The sequence below is a fragment of the Rhizobium sp. 862_C5_N1_2 genome (genome assembly GCF_051811205.1).
GTDB classification, from domain to species: domain Bacteria; phylum Pseudomonadota; class Alphaproteobacteria; order Rhizobiales; family Rhizobiaceae; genus Rhizobium; species Rhizobium leguminosarum.
Genome location: NZ_JBPWPT010000001.1, coordinates 1,699,787 through 1,717,713, shown reverse-complemented (window position 1 = coordinate 1,717,713; position 17,927 = coordinate 1,699,787). Strand labels below are relative to the sequence as shown.

Below are 17,927 nucleotides of genomic sequence, written 5' to 3'. Positions count from 1 at the left end.
TAAATGCATGTTCCAATCGGATAGACGGTCCACGGCCCAGCAGCTTCGTTTTACGGAAGCCGCTCTACCTGTTTGGCGAAAGGCATGCTGCATGGATGGACACTTGAAAAATGGCGACCCCTGCAGGAATCGAACCTGCGACAACCTGCTTAGAAGGCAGGTGCTCTATCCAGCTGAGCTAAGGGGCCGTCCGGCGGCCGCGTCTCATGAGCGCGACCGGATGCGGCATATCTGGACGAGAAATCTCAATGCGTCCAGGGCTGCGTGCGGGTATAGCGGAAATTGTCGGGATAGGCGACAACCTGGCGTGTCGGGTCCTTCGGCGCGATGACGCGGTATTCGATGCCGTTGCGCTGGGCATAGGCTTCGGCGAGTTCCTGCGATTCGAAGGTGAGCTTCACCTGCTGGCGCATATCGCCGGAGGAGGTATAGCCCATGATCGGATCGATCTTGCGCGGCGACTCCTGATCGAACTCAAGCACCCAGAGATGAGTCTTGGCCTTGCCGGACTGCATGGCGGTCTTGGCTGGACGATAGATCTTGGCAGACATGACTGCAGCGTCTCCGACTATGCGGGCAGCGCCCGCCTTACATGGCTCGATCCCCGTTTCCGGGGCTTTTGCTTCATCGCTAGAGATAACGCAAAGAGATGAATTTTGCTTAGCCGCGAATCCCCGCTTTTTCAAGAAAAAAGGCGGTGTACGACGCTGCTGGCGACTCCATAACGAGCCGATGCATTTGGGAAACAAGGATATCGACGGAGATGGCGGCAGCCATCTCTTGAAACCTCGGATTTCCACCCGGATTGCGCAATATTACCGATTGTCTCATGTTTTGATCACAACCCGATTGCCGCTGCCCGCCCTCGGCACTAGTTTACGGCTCAATCGCTTTCAGTGGATTTGCATTCATGATCAAACGTTCGGCGGAGTTCAATGCCATTGTGATTGGCGCGAGCATCACGGCGTTCTTCTACGTTGCCATCAGCTATGCTCAATATATCGGCCTGATCGCCCACGGCTGAGGCAGCCTTGTCCTGACGTCCAATTGCGCCAGTCGGATGGACTCGTGCGCCCGGCAAGCAGACTGGCGACCTATCAAGATTTTTCTGTCTTGCATCCACAGGTCCGGCGAGGAATCTTCGGCCAGAGCTGGATTTATGGGTTGCGACGGCGAAGTGAACCGTGTATCTCCCCTGCCATTCACGGTACGGAGTGTAGCGCAGTCTGGTAGCGCATCTGGTTTGGGACCAGAGGGTCGGGAGTTCGAATCTCTCCACTCCGACCATTCAATATCCCGATATAATTGAATTCCTTGACAGGCGCACCGCTGCTCACGGTCGCGCGCGCTACTTCGCCTTCTTCGTCGTCGTGGCGCTGACGATCCTGTCGCCCGGCTTGATTCCCAGTTTGGCGACGATGCCGGCATTGAGTTCGACGACGTATTTCACCGCGCTCATCGAATCGATGATGTCGCGCGAATAGGGCACTGCCTTTTCCTTGATGTGGCGGATCGTGCCGGTGTCATCGGCAAAGAGCATATCGAGCGGCAGGATGGTGTTTTCCATCCACATGGTGACGCGCCGCGGCTCATCGAAATCGAAGATCATGCCGGCATCGTCGGCCATGACCTTGCGAAACATCAGTCCGCGGGCGCGCTGATCAGGGGTCGAGGCAATCTCGACGGTGAAATGCAGCACCTTGCCCGCAGCGGTCTGGATGAGCAGCGGCTCCTTGTCGAACCGCATTTGCTCCTCGGCCAAAGCCGGCAGCGCGACCATGAAAAAAAGCGCCAATATGGCGCTTCTGATGGCATGAAACAGGGTAAGGCTGCTCATATTAGTGAGACCGGCTGGCCGGGCTCGGAACGTCGGGATGGATCTCAGCGGCCATCAGGCCCTTTTCGCCGTCGCCGAAGCGGACAAGAACCACCTGGCCGGGGCGCAGTTCCGTCAGGCCGAAGCGGCGGAGCGTTTCCATGTGCACGAAGATATCTTCTGTGCCCTCGCCGCGCGTCAGGAAGCCGAAGCCCTTGGTGCGGTTGAACCACTTGACCAGCGCACGCTCGAGTCCGCTCGTCGCGGTGACCTGCACATGGGTGCGCACCGGCGGCAGCTGCGAGGGATGAATCGCGGTCGACTGGTCCATCGAGAGGATCTTGAAAGCCTGGTAGCCGCGCTCGCGGCGCTGGATGAGTGCGACGATGCGCGTTCCCTCGAGGATCGTCTGGTAACCGTCGCGACGCAGGCAGGTGACGTGCAGGAGAACATCCTGCAAGCCGTTGTCCGGCACGATGAAGCCGAAACCCTTGGCGACGTCGAACCACTTGACGACGCCGGTGATTTCAACAAGATCGACTGGCTCTCCCGATAGCTCGTCGAGGTCGGAGTATTCGTTCGATGAAATCCTATCAGCCATTGTCGCCAGCCCCTCGAATACGCGTCACACTGTTACGGTTAACTGATTCTTCAAATCAAGATTAACATCTTGGTAACGGATAAGCGCAAGTCCTAGTTTTCGGTTATTCCCAGCTGCACATTTTATAAAGATGACTTGCCCGAAGCTGACCTCGGCTTGCTGAAAAAAGCCAGCCCCAATAAAGGAGTAGATAGAATGCGTTATCTCCACACAATGGTACGCGTCAAAGACCTAGACGCCTCGCTCGCTTTTTACACCACGCTGTTCGGGCTGGAGGAGATTCGCCGCCACGAAAACGAGAAAGGCCGCTTTACCCTGGTTTTTCTGGCCGCTCGCGACGATCTCGACCGTGCGCGCAGCGAAAAAGCTCCCTGCCTCGAACTAACCTACAACTGGGACACGGAAGATTATAGCGGAGGACGCAATTTCGGCCACCTCGCTTATGAGGTCGACGATATTTACGCGACCTGCCAGAATCTGATGGACAACGGCGTCACTATCAACCGGCCGCCGCGCGACGGCAACATGGCCTTTGTGCGCTCGCCCGACGGCATCTCGATCGAAATCCTGCAAAAGGGCAGCCCGCTTCCGGCCACCGAACCCTGGGCCTCGATGGGCAATACCGGCGCCTGGTAAGGGTTTTCGCCGCAAGGCTTTTGCGAGGCTTGCGGCTTTTTCGATTTCGGGTCCGGCCGGCGCCTTGGCGCTTGCCGCGATCCAGCCCCGCAGGCAATCTCCTGGCGACTCGAAGCAGAAGAGAAGCGTTTTTCGCCGATTTTCCGCATCAACTGGAGACTGTCGCTTGCCTAACATGCAGATGCGGATGCCCGTAACGGGCGCTTTGCTGATCGCCACCTCGGTGCTGGCGCTGTCCGGCTGCGCGTCGGACAAGAAGGCGCTCGAATCCGCCGCAGCGGCTCCGGTAGCGCCGACCGCAGCACCACAGCTTGCCACGGCAACGGCTGCAAGCCCTGCCCCACGTTCGGTCTATACAGATCCCCGGCTCGTCAACGTCTCCGGCGCCCAGGGCGCGCCTCAGGTCGTGGCACAAGATCCGAATGCCGCCGTCCCGCCCGCCGGTTCGGCAACGGCAGCGCCCGCCAATATTGGCGGGCTGGTCCTGCAGTCGACCCGGATCAACGCGCAGGCGATGAGCATCTTTTCCGATCACCAGCCGGCGCCGCAGAACAACAGCACGTCCACCGTCATTCAGCCGCAGGCCTATGCGCCGGTGGAAGGTGCAGCGCCGGCGCGAAGCAGCGTCTACAGCCAGCCGCCCGCGCCCACACAGCCGGCAGAACCGGTGCTGCCGCAGCAATCCTCGCAGAATAGCGGCACGCAGCTTGCGCCCGTGCAAACGGCGTCACTGACGACGGGCAGCATTCCGGCCTCGACAATGAATGCCCTCTACAGCGCGCCGAAGCAGAACCTGCTCGGCAGTCTCTCCGGCCTGCTGCACAAGGCCGCCCTGCCCGGCATGACGCGTATCGCGCCGAATGGGCTGCATCTGCAAAACGACAAGGTCGAGGTCGGCTGCTTCAAGCCCGACCTCTTGAAAGTCATCAAGACGGTCGAAAGCCATTTCGGCCGACCGGTTATCGTCACCTCCGGCTATCGCGACGAGGAGCATAACCGCCTCGTCGGCGGTGCCGACGAATCGATGCACAAGAGCTGCGAGGCCGCCGACATCCAGATCGACGGTGTGACGAAATGGGATATCGCCGCCTATATCCGCTCGTTGCCGGACCGCGGCGGCGTCGGCACCTATTGCCATACGGATTCGGTCCACCTCGATACCGGCAAAACCCGTGACTGGAACTGGGGCTGCGGCGGCAAGCGAGCACCCATAACGACCGCAAGAGCGATCTGACCACCGCGCGATTTTCGCATTACGTTACGGCAGCGCCGCCTCGTCTCGATAAAGAAACAACCGACAGCCTATTGATTCAGCTTCAATAATCGGCTTCTCAAACGCACTCGGATTTCCTGTCATTTTTTTGAAAGAAACCGCAATTGCCGCTTGCGGGATTCAAAACGCCTGACTATAAGGGCGCCACCACGAAGGAAGCGCCCTTCGTCTATCGGTTAGGACACCAGATTTTCATTCTGGGAAGAGGGGTTCGACTCCCCTAGGGCGTGCCACTTTCTCTCCACATAGAAGCCATCACATCCGCTTGCAGAAGCCGGCGCGCGCTCCTATTTTAACGACGCTGGCTGCGCGCCCTTCGTCTATCGGTTAGGACGACAGATTCTCATTCTGTAAAGAGGGGTTCGACTCCCCTAGGGCGTACCAGCGGACCTGCTTAATGGCGCCTAAACCAGCCCGCTTGCTTATCTTTCCCGGCACCGTCGCCTCACGATACGAGGTTTTCCACAGCCGAAATAAATCGGCGAAAACGATGATTTTTTCGCGCCTTGGCGCTTGCGGCCTTCGACGGTGCTGACTATAAGGGCGCCACCACGAAGGAAGCGCCCTTCGTCTATCGGTTAGGACACCAGATTTTCATTCTGGGAAGAGGGGTTCGACTCCCCTAGGGCGTGCCACTTTTCTTCCAGAGATTCATCCATCTGTTCGGACCAGATTAGCGGCCTTATTTGCCGCTTGTGCCCCTCCTGCGCAAGCCTCGCCTCACGTCCGCGCTCTATGATCATGGCAAGTGGTGTACTTCGGTCGTTCGGAGCGCCGATCACCGCACTCGCCGGCGGGGCTGGAGAGATGCTTCGCATCCGACCTCCGCAACTGGCGCTTTAATCTAGCGTCTATGAGATGAAGAAAGCGGCGTGATCGATGGTCACGCCGCTTTCGTATGAGCAGCCACTTGCAATGCGCCGGCTCGCGATTTCTTATCTGGCAGGCAGAACTCGCGCTTCAAGTCTTTGATGACAAGTGAGGCGGCTAGAACAGGATGATTTTAGGCCCGGTCGGCCTAGCGGTGCGAGATGACTGTCGGAATACCGTGTTTTTAAGCCGACTCGATCAGCGCGCAGACCTTGTCGACGATCTCCATCTCCATGTCCGGATAGATGGGAAGGCAGAGCACCTGCTGTGCGGCCTCGGTTGCGACCGGCAGATTCGAGGGCTGCGAGGAAGGCAGGCTGCGGTACATCGAGAAGCTTGAAATCAGCGGATAGAAATAGCGGCGCGGATGAATGCTGTTTTCCTTCAGCCGTTCATAGAGCCCATCGCGTGAAATGGGATAGTCAGGGCGTACGAGGATCGGGAAATAAGAGAAGTTGGAGACGGTCTCGCCGGAACGGTCCAGGCATTCTATGCCGGCCACGCCGCGGAGCCGCTCACGATATGCACTGTCGATCAAACCACGCCTTTCGAGCGCGAGCTTGATGTATTTCAGCTGCAACAGGCCGAGCGCAGCGTTGAACTCGCTCATCTTGCCGTTCGTGCCTGGCGCCACCACGGTCACTTCGTCGACGTAACCGAAGTTCTTCAGCTGGTCGATGCGGGTCTTCGTCTTGACATCCGGGCAGATGATGGCCCCGCCTTCGAATGTGTTGAAAACCTTCGTCGCATGGAAGCTCAGGATGGAAAGGTCGCCGTGATTGAGAATGCTTCCCCGCTCGTCTTCCACGCCGAAGGAATGGGCGGCGTCATAGATGACCTTCAGATTGTAGAGATCGGCGATCTTCTGGATAGCATCGACGTCACAAGGGTGGCCGTAGCAATGCACCGGCATGATCGCCGTCGTCTGCTGCGTGATCGCCGCCTCGATCTTCGCTGGATCGACATTGAGCGTCACCGGATCGATGTCGACGAAGACGGGCTTTAAGCCGTTCCAGAGAAGTGAATGCGAAGTGGCCACGAAGGAATAAGGCGTGGTGATGACTTCGCCCGTGACGCGGAGCGCCTGAAGCGCCGTCAGCAGCGCGACCGTGGCGTTGGAAAAGAGGCTGATGTGCTTCACGCCGAGATGGTTGCAGAGCTCCTGCTCCAGCTGCTGGTGGAATGGCCCGCCATTGGTCAGGACGCGATTGTTCCAGATTGCTTCCAGCGACGGAATGAATTCTTCGAGCGGCGGCAGGCTGGGCTTCGTTACATAGATCTTTTCGTTTTTCATGACGCCGTCCAGGAGGTTGGGCATTATCGCGCAATGGGCCTGGTACGAACATCACGGCCTAACCTGTTCCCAGGCTGACCAGAACATGATGCCGAAAAGTGTCAGCGGTTTTCGGACGACATCCTGTTCTAGCGAAATTCCTGCCAACAGTGTGGCGCAAGCTTCACGTCCAATAGTCGGCACCCAAACCAGCCCGAATGCCGTTTCGTGAATCATGGAGACGGCGGCAATTCACGAAGGACGATTCATTGACGATCAATCAGCCCATTGCCGCTCTGCCGTCCGGTCTTCCTGATCTGGCACTTCTCACGGAGAAAGCTGCCAGCACAGGGTCTGTCATTGTCTATCAGCCCTATCTCGATCCTTCGCAGCGCAGCCAGCTGGATGCGGCTGCCGTGCCGCTCGACATTTCGTTCAATACGCAGGCTACGACCCGCGAATATGAGCTCTTCCACATCCTGCATCAGCATCACGAGGCGATCGGCCTCGGCGACGACGTGTTCTGGGGGCTGCTCTCCAGCAAATTCGAGATGAAGTCGGTGACGAGCTTCCCGTCCTTCGTCACGGAGGCGGAAAAGGCCAGGGCGGAAGGTGCGGACGCCTATCTTTACAATCCGCTGATCGGCCACGCGGCGATCTACAGCAACGTTTGGGAACATTCGCTGCTTGGCGGTCATCCCGGTATGGACCCGATCTTCCTGCATATTCAGGAGCTCGGTCATCCGATCGCGCCGCCGCAGGACAAGACGGCCTTCATGTTCTGCAACTATTTCTGCGGCAACCGGAAATTCTGGTCCGGGTATTTCGCTTTTTGCGAACGCATTCTCGAATCGCTGGAAAGCGAAGCGCTCGCCGGCTCGCCGGCGGGGACCGCCTATGCCGGTGTGGCTCACTATTCACGCGATGCCAACGCGAAGATGCGGCCCTTCGTGATCGAGCGTCTGCTCGGCCTCTATGTCCAGCAGGCTGCCACCTCCGGAATGAAGATCGCCGCCTTCGTACCGACCGTTGCCGATTTCGAATGGAAGTTCGGTGTCCGCCTCGGCCGTATGCTGCATGGTCTCTTCGCAGCCAAGGAAGCCTTTCTGCAGAGCCGTGACCAGGCTCTCCTGACCTCGTGGCAGGAAGGCCGCCAGCCACTCATCAAGCAGCCGCATCTGATCTGGGGGGGTGATGATCCGCCCGCCTGGATGCCGCGCGGCCAATTCATCGGCCGCCGCGAATTGATGCGCGCCTATGCTCCGCAGGCTTCAGGCGCCTCTCCCGTGCCGCAGCAGCCGGCTCGGACGGAAAGACCCGCAATACCAGCCGCGCCGAAGATCGTGCAGCCGCTCCGCAACCCGTTGCAGCCCTTTGCCCGCGGATGGCAGGCACATAAGGACCGTCATTGCATCTGGATCGTGACGCCCGCCAACTACAATCACAGCCACGCCTTCGACGAAGTCGCGCTCGGCCTCCGGGGCGCCTTCGAGGAACTCGGCGGCTCGGCACCGATCGTCCGCGACATGAACGCATTCGCCGGCCGTGCGCCGATCATCTATGGCGGCAACCTTCTCCCCACCGAAATCGTCAGCCATCTGCCGAAGGACAGCGTCGTCATCAATCTTGAGCAGGTGTCCGAAGAAAGCATCTGGATCAATTCGCGCTACACCTCGATCCTGAAGTCACTTCCGGTTCTCGACTACAGCCCGCGCAACCGGGAAAATCTCGCCGCCAAGGGCATTGATCATGCTGGCGTGCTCGAAATCGGCTATAGCCGCTGCCTCAGCCAGATAAAACACGCCCCCGTCAAAGATATCGACGTGCTCTTCTACGGCTCGATGAACGAACGCCGCCACCATATCCTGAAGACACTGGAGCAAGGCGGGCTTAAGGTCGCGCACCTCTTCAACATCTATGGCGCGGAACGCGATGCGGCGATTGCCCGTTCCAAGATCGTCATCAACATTCATCATTATGCGAGCGGCGTTTTCGAGATCGTGCGCATTTCCTATCTGCTCGCCAATCGCGTCTGCGTGTTGACCGAAGGCGATATCCGCGACCCGGATCTCCAGCCCTTCAGCGGCGGCCTGGCGGTCGAGCCCTATGACAAGATGATCGAGCGCTGCCACAAGCTGATCGCAGATACCGCCGAGCGTGATTCCATCGCCGCGAAGGGCTTTGCTGCCATGGAGAGCCGGTCGCAAGCGGACATGCTGATGAGCGTCATGACCGCCGGTTGTACCTGACGAGACTCTCTTCCGAATGGCAGATTACCGCGCCGGAGCTGCGTCGCAGACGCGCAGCTGGATGCGGCGCGCACCCTGATAATGCTCGGCACTGAGCGAACCCGCGACATGAAGGCTGGCGCCGCGTGAATTGATGAGAAGATTGCCGAGCGCCGTATCGGCGGCGCGGAAGGCGATGCCATCGAGCCGCGATCCGTCCATTGCCTCCAGGGTCACCTTCACGTGTTTCTCGCCGACCAGGCGCGCGTCGCGCACCCGATGCGCCGGCACGGCAAAGAGCGGCTGGGCGTGGCCGGAGCCATAGGGGCCAGCGGCCTCCAAGCGGTCGATGAGTTCGAGCGTGGCGCCGCTTGCACCGATCGCGCCGTCGATCTTCAGTGTCTCGTTGGCGACAAGGCTGGCCACTGTCTTTGTGGCTTTCTCCGTGAAGAAGCTCCTCAGCCTGCCGAGATTGGCGCGCTCGACCGTCAGCCCGGCGGCCATGGCGTGGCCGCCGCCCTTGACGAGGATCCCCTCGTCGACCGCAGCTCGCACCATCCTGCCCATATCGAAGCCGTTGATGGAGCGGCCCGAGCCGGTGCCGCGGCCGGAGGGATCGAAGGCGATTGCGAAGGCGGGCCGTTTGAACTTCTCCTTCAGCCGTGCCGCGATCAGGCCGACGATGCCGGGATGCCATTTCTCATGGGCAGTGACGATGACGGAAGCGCCCTCGCCGTCGCCATATTCGGCGAGCGCCTCGGCCTCCGCCTCCTGCAGCATGACGGCCTCCATCGCCTGGCGTTCGCGGTTGAGCTCGTCGAGGCGCTGCGCGATCACCTCTGCCTCGCCGGCGTCGTCGAGCGTCAGCAGGCGGCTTCCGAGTGCTGCATCGCCGATCCGCCCGCCGGCATTGATACGCGGGCCGATCAGGAAGCCGAAATGATAGGGTGTCACCGGGCCTGCAAGCCCCGCCTTACGGAAGAGTGCGGCAAGCCCGGCATTGCTCTGGTGCCGGGCGGCGACCAGCCCCTTCACCACATAAGCGCGGTTGAGGCCCTTCAGCGGCACGACATCGCAGACCGTCGCAAGTGCGACGATATCCAGCCATTGCAGCAGGTCGATCGCCAGGATCCGCTTGTTGCCGGCCGCGCGCAGCAGCCTCAGCGTTGCGACCAGGACCATGAAGACAACGCCGGCCGCGCAGAGATGCCCCTGCCCCGAGAGATCGTCCTCACGGTTCGGGTTGACGAGGGCATGACAGGGCGGCAGCTCATGTGTCACCTGATGGTGATCGATGACGACGACATCGATATTGCGCGCAGCAGCGGCGGCCAGCGCCTCGTGACTGGTGGAGCCGCAATCGACGGTGACGATTAGCTGGGCGCCATTGTCGATCAACTGATTGATCGCCGCCGGATTGGGGCCGTATCCTTCGAAGACGCGATCGGGAATATAGATGGTCGCCCTGACGCCGAAATGGCTGAGAAAACGGTACATCAGCGCCGAGGAGGCCGCGCCGTCGACATCGTAGTCGCCGAAGATCGCGACGCTCTCGCCGCGCTCGATGGCACTCACCAGGCGGATCGCCGCCTTTTCGCAATCGGTCAGCTTATGAGGATCGGGCATCAGGCTGCGGATCGTCGGATCGAGGAATTCGATCGCCTCGTCTACCGTCACGCCGCGCCCGGCCAGCACCCGGGCGATCAGATCCGGCAATCCATGGATCTGCGACATGGCCAGTGCGCGGTTCTGCCCTGCCTGGTCGAGCCGCGCCACCCAGCGATTGTCGAGCGCGGATTTCTCCACACCGAGAAACGCGCGCTGTACCGGATCGACGAGATCTGCCATGCCACACTCCGCTGACTTCATCTGCTCTTTCTACAGGAGCAGCGGAGATAACATAGCGATGGATTTGCAGACACGGGTTTTTACCAAAGCATGTCGCGCAAAAGCGTGCAGCGGTTTTGCGATAACGACATGCGTAGAAATTAAGCCCGTAAAGCGCGAGCGAATCTGAAAGATCGCGACACGGTTCAGAATACCGCCCAGACGATCAGGGCGATGCCGGCCAGTTGCACCAGCATGACGGAAAATAGCGTCAGCAGAATGGCCCAGTTGCGGCCTTCCGTGTTTTCTTCGCCATCAGCCTCCTCAGAGACCTCCTGAGGAATTTCACTGTAGGCCGGCTTGGGGATTTCCTCAGGCTTATCAGGATGGTTCGGCGGCACGTCGCTCGGGTAGCCATACCCTTTCCCGGCGTGGCTGTCCTTGCTCATGAAATTCTCCACCCAGACGACTCACCATCTTAGGTTTAGTTATATCAATATTTCGGTATCTGTTAATATAGACTTCCGCTAGGGAAGGTTGAACAAATGACAGAAAAATCGCCCTGCAGAGACAGGGCGGCTTAACGGTCCTCCGGGACGGGAAAAAGGCTCAGCCTTCCTCTTTCGGCCGTTCGATGCGAATGACCTGCGGCTCGCCGAAGAGATAACCTTCCGACTTGATCGAGGCGACCGCCCTGCGCACCGATTCTTCCATCGTTGCGTGGGTGACGAGAATGATCGTCTGGTGGTGCGATGGCGCCAGATGTTGTTTGGAGCGCTGAACGATCGATTCCAGCGAGATGTTGTTTTCCGCCATGCGGGTTGCGACGCTGGCAAAGACGCCGGTGCGGTCGAGCACGGTCAGCCGGATGAAGTAGCCGCCCTCGTGGCTCTGCATCTGCGCCTTGCGGTAGGGTTCAAGCGTCGTTGCCGGATGGCCGAGCACCGGCACGCGCTGGGCACCCGGCTGGCTCTTGGCGATATCGGCGATATCGCCGAGCACCGACGAGGCCGTGGCATTGCCGCCGGCGCCGGGGCCGACCATCAGCAGTTCGCCGAGCACGTCGGATTCGATCGCCACCGCATTGGTGACGCCGTCGACCTGGGCGATGACCGAATCGACCGGCACCATGGTGGGATGGACGCGCTGCTCGATGCCGGTATCGGTGCGCTGGGCAACGCCCAGCAGCTTGATGCGATAACCGAGCTCGGCAGCGGCGTGGATATCCTCGATCGAAATGTTGGTGATGCCTTCGAGATAGATGTCGTCGGCTGCGATCTGATTGCCGAAGGCGAGCGTCGTCAGGATGGAAAGCTTATGGGCCGTATCATTGCCCTCGATATCGAAGGCCGGATCAGCCTCGGCATAACCCAGCCGCTGCGCTTCCTTGAGGCATTCGGCGAAGGAAAGTCCCTCCTTCTCCATCTTGGTCAGGATGTAATTGCAGGTGCCGTTCATGATGCCATAGATGCGCGAGACGGAATTGCCCGTCAGCGATTCACGCAGCGCCTTGATGACCGGGATGCCGCCGGCGACCGCCGCCTCGAAGTTCAGCAGCGACCCCTTCTCCTCGGCGATCGTCGCAAGCTCGACGCCGTGATAGGCAAGCAGCGCCTTGTTGGCTGTCACCACATGGAGACCACGCTGGAGTGCGGCGCGTACAGAGATGTTGGCAGCTCCTTCGGCGCCGCCCATCAGCTCGACGAAGACGTCGATATCGCCCTTTTCGGCAAGCTCTTCCGGCCGGTCGAACCAGGTAACAGTGGAAAGATCGATGCCGCGGTCCCTCGCCTTGTCACGCGCGGAGACCGCCGTGATGGTGATCGGACGTCCGCAGGTGACGGCAAGCTCGTTGCTTTTCTGCTGAATGATGCGGACAAGCGAGGCGCCAACGGTGCCCAAGCCCGCAATGCCGATTTTGAGGGCATCTGCCATGGATCGATCCTGAAATGTCTGTGTGGCGGCAGCCGCATGACGCGGCTGCCCAACGGTTGGATTAGCGGTGTGCGTTCAGTGAGATGACGTTGTGCATTGTCTCGTCAGCCGTCGACATGAACTTCTTGATGTTGCGCGCTGCCTGGCGGATACGGTGTTCGTTCTCCACAAGTGCCAGACGAACGTAGTCGTCGCCCATTTCGCCGAAGCCGATGCCCGGGGCAACGGCGACGTCGGCCTTCTCGACCAGCAGCTTGGAGAATTCCAGCGAACCGAGGTGACGGAACTTTTCGGGGATCTTCGCCCAGGCAAACATGGTGGCAGCCGGCGGCGGCACGTCGAACCCGGCCTTGCCGAAGCTTTCGACCATGACGTCGCGACGGCGCTTATAGACGTTGCGGACTTCCGCAATGTCGGAGCCGTCGCCGTTCAGTGCGTGCGTCGCCGCCACCTGGATCGGCGTGAAGGCGCCGTAGTCGAGATAGGACTTGACGCGGGTAAGCGCCGCGATCAGCCGCTCGTTGCCGACGGCAAAGCCCATGCGCCAGCCGGGCATGGAGAAGGTCTTCGACATCGAGGTGAACTCGACAGTCACGTCCATTGCGCCCGGCACTTCGAGAACCGACGGCGGCGGAGCGCCGTCGAAGTAGATTTCCGAATAGGCAAGGTCGGAGAGCACGATGATGTCATGCTTTTTCGCAAAGGCGATGACGTCCTTGTAGAAATCGAGCGTCGCGACAAAGGCCGTCGGGTTCGAGGGGTAGTTGAGGATCAACGCTAAGGGCTTCGGAATCGAATGCCGGACCGCGCGTTCGAGCGGCTCGAAGAAGCTCGCATCCGGCTCCACCGACATGGAACGGATCACGCCGCCCGCCATCAGGAAGCCGAAGGCGTGGATCGGATAGGTGGGGTTCGGGCAGAGGATCACGTCGCCAGGCGCGGTGATTGCCTGCGCCATGTTGGCGAAGCCTTCCTTGGAGCCCAAGGTGGCGACCACCTGCGTATCCGGGTTGAGCTTGACGCCGAAACGGCGGGCATAATATGCGGCCTGGGCGCGACGCAGGCCCGGAATGCCCTTGGAAGAGGAATAACGGTGCGTGCGCGGATCCTGCACGACCTCGCACAGCTTGTCGACGATCGACTGGGGAGTGGGAAGGTCGGGGTTTCCCATGCCGAGATCGATGATATCGGCGCCGCCCGCTCGCGCGCTTGCTTTCAAACGGTTGACCTGTTCGAAAACATAAGGCGGCAAACGCCGGACTTTGTGAAACTCTTCCATCTCATTCCCCATGGAAAGGCGGCATTTCGGGCCGCTGTCGAAGTTCGTTCCGTCTCCCGGCGGCTGCGACACGAACTTCAGAATCGCAACGCCGTATTCATCAGACCCAAGCGACGCGGCAAATCTTTGACGGAAAGGCCGCGTAACGCGCTTTATCGGGAAAATTATATCTTCCGATCCATCCGGAAGGCTTTGCGTCCAAATTGCCTGAAAGGCAAGGTCTATTTGGAGATTTCGGAGAGCGTATCAGTGCCGTGCTCGGCGGCGAGACGCCGCATTTCAGCGACCTTGGCCTGATATTCGGCCTCCGAGATTGTGCCGGCCTTGCGCCGAGCGGCAAGTGCCGTCAGCTGATGCTGCAGTTCGGCAGCCTGCTCGTCGCTCATCTGGACGTTGGCGGCCGTCAGCGGCGCGCCGAAATTCGGATAGCCGTCCGGTGACTTCGCAAGGCCACCTTCGACCGCCTCGCCCTTGGTGGCCGGCATGACGACGGCGGTCGGCGCCGCTCGCTTGGCAGCGGCAGCGGCCTTTTGTTCCGCCGTCAGATTGCATCCGGCAAGGGCCATCGCCGCCGCGGCGCAGATCAGTGCGGTGCGGTTGAAGGTTGCGATGCGCCGAATGCCGTTCTTCGTCATGCCTCAAAATCCAGTTCTGACTGCTTCGACTGTTAAATTTGTCGCAGCCACAAAGCAATAGCATGAGCCGATGCGGGTGGAACTTGTTTTCTCGTTCAATCACGATGTACAACGAACGGATAAAAAGAGTGGTGCTGCCGCCGGAGGAAATGGTGACCGACAGCAAGCAGGAGAATGGCGGCAAGGCCGGCTTCGACGCGACCGATCTCGATCCCTATCTGTTGAAGGATCCTGAGGCCATGGCGATGAATTTCGCTCGGGCGCTCGAAAATCTCGGACAAGCAGCGTCTGCCTGGCTTGCGCCGCGCGAACGCGGCGAGATCACCGAAAGCACCGTCGATCCGATGACCGACATGGTCAAGACGCTTTCCAAGGTCACCGAATACTGGATTTCCGATCCGCGCCGCACTTTTGAGGCACAGACACAGCTGATGTCCTCGTTCTTCGGCATCTGGATGCGCTCGATGCAACGAATGCAGGGCGATCCCACGCCTCCCGAGCCGGACACCCGCAAGGACAAGCGCTTCTCGGACGAGGACTGGCAGAAGAATCCGTTCTTCGATTTTCTCCGCCAGGTCTATTTCGTCACGACCGACTGGGTGGAAAAGATGGTCTCGGAGACCGATGGCCTCGACGAGCACACCAAGCACAAGGCCGGCTTCTACGTGAAGCAGATCACCGCAGCGCTTTCGCCGACCAACTTCATCGCCACCAATCCGCAGCTCTACCGCGAGACGATCGCGACCAGCGGCGCCAATCTGGTGCGCGGGATGAAGATGCTGGCCGAGGATATCGCTGCCGGACATGGCGACCTTCGTCTTCGCCAGACCGACATGACGAAATTCGCCGTCGGCCGCGATATGGCGCTGACGCCAGGCAAGGTGATCGCCCAGAACGACATCTGCCAGATCATCCAGTACGAGGCTTCGACCGAAACCGTGCTGAAGCGACCGCTGCTGATCTGCCCGCCCTGGATCAACAAGTTCTATATTCTCGACCTCAACCCGCAAAAATCCTTCATCAAATGGTGCGTTGACCAGGGTCAGACGGTTTTCGTCATTTCCTGGGTCAACCCGGATGCGCGCCACGCCGAGAAGGACTGGACGGCTTATGCCCGCGAAGGCATCGATTTCGCGCTCGCAACGATCGAGAAGGCAACCGGCGAGAAGGACGTCAACGCCGTCGGCTACTGCGTCGGCGGCACGCTGCTGGCCGCGACACTGGCGCTGCATGCCAAGGAGAAGAACAAGCGCATCAAGACCGCGACACTCTTCACCACCCAGGTCGATTTCACCCATGCCGGCGACCTCAAGGTCTTTGTCGACGAGGAGCAGCTTGAATCGCTCGAAGAGCATATGCAGGCGGCCGGCTATCTCGACGGCACGAAGATGTCGATGGCCTTCAACATGCTGCGCGCCTCGGAACTGATCTGGCCTTACTTCGTCAACAACTACCTCAAGGGCCAGGATCCCCTGCCCTTCGACCTCTTGTTCTGGAACGCCGATTCGACCCGCATGGCGGCGGCAAACCATGCCTTCTATCTGCGCAATTGCTACCTCAATAATGCGCTGACGCAGAACGAGATGATCCTCGATGGCAAGCCCGTGTCGCTGAAGGACGTGAAGATCCCGATTTATAATCTCGCCACCCGCGAGGATCACATCGCACCTGCCAAGTCCGTCTTCCTCGGCAGCCGGTTCTTCGGCGGCAAGGTGGAATTCGTCGTGACCGGCTCGGGACATATCGCCGGCGTCGTCAATCCGCCCGACAGGAAGAAGTATCAATTCTGGACGGGCGGCCCCGCCAAGGGAGACTACGAGACTTGGCTCGACCAGGCGACGGAGACCCCGGGGTCATGGTGGCCGCATTGGCAGGCCTGGATCGAGACGCATGACGGCAGACGGGTGCAGCCGCGCAAACCCGGCGGCGATGCGTTGAACGCGATCGAGGAAGCGCCTGGAAGTTATGTGATGGAGCGCGCCTGAGAGGCGGCCCAACGCATCTCTTTTTGAGACGTCGTGAAAAACTGCAACGCCGCGTAAACAAATTAGAAACCATAATTCGTCATCCTTGCGAGACAGTCGGACGTCGTGGGTGGTCTAAATTCGGCCCATTTGCGCCTGTACCGGCCCCGGCGAAGTTAAGTCAGTCAGTGCCGCCGGCCTGCGTAGCGAGTTTGAAAGACGAGTGTAGTATGGCGTGTGCGGTCGGGACGTTCGATGACGTCACCCTTCTTGGCGGATCTGCTTTCCGTTGGCGCAGATCTCGCGGTTTCCTTTACGGTGTTGTCGGCGCCGGATTTCTGACCTCCACATGGCTGATCGCGACCTTCGCGACGATGCACTCGATAGCCGCTCCCTATTCTCCGTCCGATCGCCTGGCACAGGTCGGCACTGCGCCGAAGGTGGCTCCGTCACCGCACCATGAGCGGCTGATCCATGTCGGCAAGGCCGATCGGCTGGCTGCCTTCGATGCGAAGCCGAAGGTACCGCTGACGGCGAGCCTCATTCAATCCCATGCCGAAAAGACCGCCGCCGCTGCAACGGCGCTCGCGGTTCTCGCCAAAAACAATCGGCTCGCCATGGCTGTCGAGCAGCCGGTCGTGGCCGCGATTTCCGATAGCGTCAAATTCCGCAAGGACGATGTGATCGCGCCGCCGCCGGTCGAACTCGCCTCGGCAGAGACGGAAGAAGACGACGGCGACCGGATCATCGTTCCCTCGAAGGAGGCCGTCGCCGCAGTTGAACTCCCGGCCCTGCTTGCGCTTGCCGATGCCGGATCCCGGCAAATCGCGCCGGCTCCGGTCGAGCCAACCACACCTCCTGTTAGAACGGCCTCCATTCCCGCATCGGAACCTGCACCGGTGGTCGTTGCCGCCGCAGATGACGCGCCACCCTTCGATCTCGTGCTGGCGCCGGACGAAGGTTCCGTGCCGCTGCCGATGGCACGTCCTGATGGCCTCATCGGCAAACCGGCACTGGCCTCCAAGGGCTCGCAGCGTTCTGGTGAGCCAGCGCTTGCCTATGCCCAGCCGAACTCGCCGATCGAGGATGACGAGGACGACGCAGTGCCGCGCTACGACAAGCCGGTCTTCTCGCCGAAGCTGCGCGCAGGCGTGGCGATCTACGATATCGAAAACAGCACCGTCTACCTGCCGAACGGCGAACGGCTTGAGGCCCATTCCGGGCTCGGCAAGATGCGCGACAACCCGCGTTTCGTGAACAAGAAGATGCGCGGACCAACGCCGCCACACACCTATGTCCTCACCATGCGCGAGAGCCTTTTCCATGGTGTCGAGGCGCTGCGGCTGACGCCGGTCGAGGGTTCGGACGCCATCTATGACCGTGTCGGCCTTCTCGCCCATACCTACATGCTCGGCAAGAACGGCGATTCCAACGGCTGTGTCTCCTTCAAGGACTACCGCCGTTTCCTCGCCGCCTACAAGCGCGGCGACATCAAGCAGCTCGTGGTGGTGCCGCGGCTGAACAACAAACCGTCTTCGACCTTTGCTTCGTTGTTTTCGCGACGCAGTTGAGGATTGGAGAGCGCACTGC

At 60.2% G+C, this 17,927-nt stretch carries 14 protein-coding genes and 5 tRNA genes; 9 read left to right on the top strand and 10 right to left on the bottom strand.

Features of this window, described 5'->3' with window-relative positions; translation table 11 throughout:
- Positions 1-111: 111 nt before the first annotated feature.
- A tRNA-Arg gene (locus tag ACD590_RS08730) sits at positions 112-188 on the bottom strand.
- 57 nt (positions 189-245) lie between these two features.
- On the bottom strand, positions 246-551 hold the full coding sequence (locus ACD590_RS08725; RefSeq protein ID WP_018241855.1) for an ETC complex I subunit: 306 nt from the start codon (positions 549-551) through the stop codon (positions 246-248).
- Positions 552-1,210: 659 nt separating this feature from the next.
- Here ACD590_RS08725 and ACD590_RS08720 point away from each other — a divergent pair.
- Positions 1,211-1,287: transfer RNA gene (locus tag ACD590_RS08720), tRNA-Pro, on the top strand.
- 61 nt (positions 1,288-1,348) lie between these two features.
- Here ACD590_RS08720 and ACD590_RS08715 read toward each other — a convergent pair.
- On the bottom strand, positions 1,349-1,837 hold the full coding sequence (locus ACD590_RS08715) for a DUF192 domain-containing protein (RefSeq protein WP_018445583.1): 489 nt from the start codon (positions 1,835-1,837) through the stop codon (positions 1,349-1,351).
- A 1-nt stretch (position 1,838) separates the two neighbouring features.
- Positions 1,839-2,417, bottom strand: coding sequence for a cold-shock protein (locus ACD590_RS08710; RefSeq protein WP_018241851.1), 579 nt, complete (start codon positions 2,415-2,417; stop codon positions 1,839-1,841).
- 195 nt (positions 2,418-2,612) lie between these two features.
- On the opposite strand from ACD590_RS08710, the gene gloA reads away from it, so the two are divergent.
- From gloA to ACD590_RS08685, 5 genes are all read left to right on the top strand, one after another.
- A complete protein-coding gene (gene gloA / locus ACD590_RS08705) occupies positions 2,613-3,053 on the top strand; it encodes a lactoylglutathione lyase (RefSeq protein ID WP_247264304.1) in 441 nt (146 codons plus the stop codon).
- 166 nt (positions 3,054-3,219) lie between these two features.
- The gene (locus ACD590_RS08700; protein WP_247264301.1) at positions 3,220-4,287 is read left to right on the top strand and encodes a YcbK family protein; all 1,068 of its coding nucleotides are present in this window, start codon (positions 3,220-3,222) and stop codon (positions 4,285-4,287) included.
- Positions 4,288-4,484: 197 nt separating this feature from the next.
- A tRNA-Glu gene (locus tag ACD590_RS08695) sits at positions 4,485-4,559 on the top strand.
- A 76-nt stretch (positions 4,560-4,635) separates the two neighbouring features.
- Positions 4,636-4,710 (top strand) — tRNA-Glu (locus ACD590_RS08690).
- Positions 4,711-4,886: 176 nt separating this feature from the next.
- Positions 4,887-4,961, top strand: a tRNA-Glu gene (locus tag ACD590_RS08685).
- Between the two features lie 419 nt (positions 4,962-5,380).
- Here ACD590_RS08685 and ACD590_RS08680 read toward each other — a convergent pair.
- The gene (locus ACD590_RS08680; protein ID WP_026188378.1) at positions 5,381-6,490 is read right to left on the bottom strand and encodes a DegT/DnrJ/EryC1/StrS family aminotransferase; all 1,110 of its coding nucleotides are present in this window, start codon (positions 6,488-6,490) and stop codon (positions 5,381-5,383) included.
- A gap of 248 nt (positions 6,491-6,738) precedes the next feature.
- Between ACD590_RS08680 and ACD590_RS08675 the strand changes: the two genes are divergently transcribed.
- Positions 6,739-8,718: a glycosyltransferase family 1 protein gene (locus ACD590_RS08675; protein WP_247266173.1), complete on the top strand. Its 1,980-nt coding sequence runs from the start codon at positions 6,739-6,741 to the stop codon at positions 8,716-8,718.
- A gap of 24 nt (positions 8,719-8,742) precedes the next feature.
- On the opposite strand, the gene recJ is transcribed toward ACD590_RS08675, so the two are convergent.
- From recJ to ACD590_RS08650, 5 genes are all read right to left on the bottom strand, one after another.
- Positions 8,743-10,545 carry a single-stranded-DNA-specific exonuclease RecJ gene (gene recJ / locus ACD590_RS08670; RefSeq protein ID WP_018241846.1) on the bottom strand — a complete coding sequence of 601 codons (1,803 nt, stop codon included), beginning with the start codon at positions 10,543-10,545 and terminating at the stop codon, positions 8,743-8,745.
- A 185-nt stretch (positions 10,546-10,730) separates the two neighbouring features.
- A complete protein-coding gene (locus ACD590_RS08665; RefSeq protein WP_193443343.1) occupies positions 10,731-10,973 on the bottom strand; it encodes a hypothetical protein in 243 nt (80 codons plus the stop codon).
- Positions 10,974-11,133: 160 nt separating this feature from the next.
- A complete protein-coding gene (locus tag ACD590_RS08660; RefSeq protein ID WP_115157606.1) occupies positions 11,134-12,459 on the bottom strand; it encodes a homoserine dehydrogenase in 1,326 nt (441 codons plus the stop codon).
- Between the two features lie 61 nt (positions 12,460-12,520).
- Positions 12,521-13,738: an LL-diaminopimelate aminotransferase gene (locus ACD590_RS08655; RefSeq protein WP_018445590.1), complete on the bottom strand. Its 1,218-nt coding sequence runs from the start codon at positions 13,736-13,738 to the stop codon at positions 12,521-12,523.
- 221 nt (positions 13,739-13,959) lie between these two features.
- A complete protein-coding gene (locus tag ACD590_RS08650; protein ID WP_027684875.1) occupies positions 13,960-14,373 on the bottom strand; it encodes a hypothetical protein in 414 nt (137 codons plus the stop codon).
- A gap of 149 nt (positions 14,374-14,522) precedes the next feature.
- Between ACD590_RS08650 and ACD590_RS08645 the strand changes: the two genes are divergently transcribed.
- Both ACD590_RS08645 and ACD590_RS08640 read left to right on the top strand, forming a co-directional pair.
- Entirely contained in the window at positions 14,523-16,358 is a 1,836-nt protein-coding gene (locus ACD590_RS08645) for a PHA/PHB synthase family protein (RefSeq protein WP_439003520.1), read from the top strand.
- Between the two features lie 209 nt (positions 16,359-16,567).
- Positions 16,568-17,908, top strand: coding sequence for a DUF2778 domain-containing protein (locus tag ACD590_RS08640; protein WP_028732027.1), 1,341 nt, complete (start codon positions 16,568-16,570; stop codon positions 17,906-17,908).
- Positions 17,909-17,927: the final 19 nt, after the last annotated feature.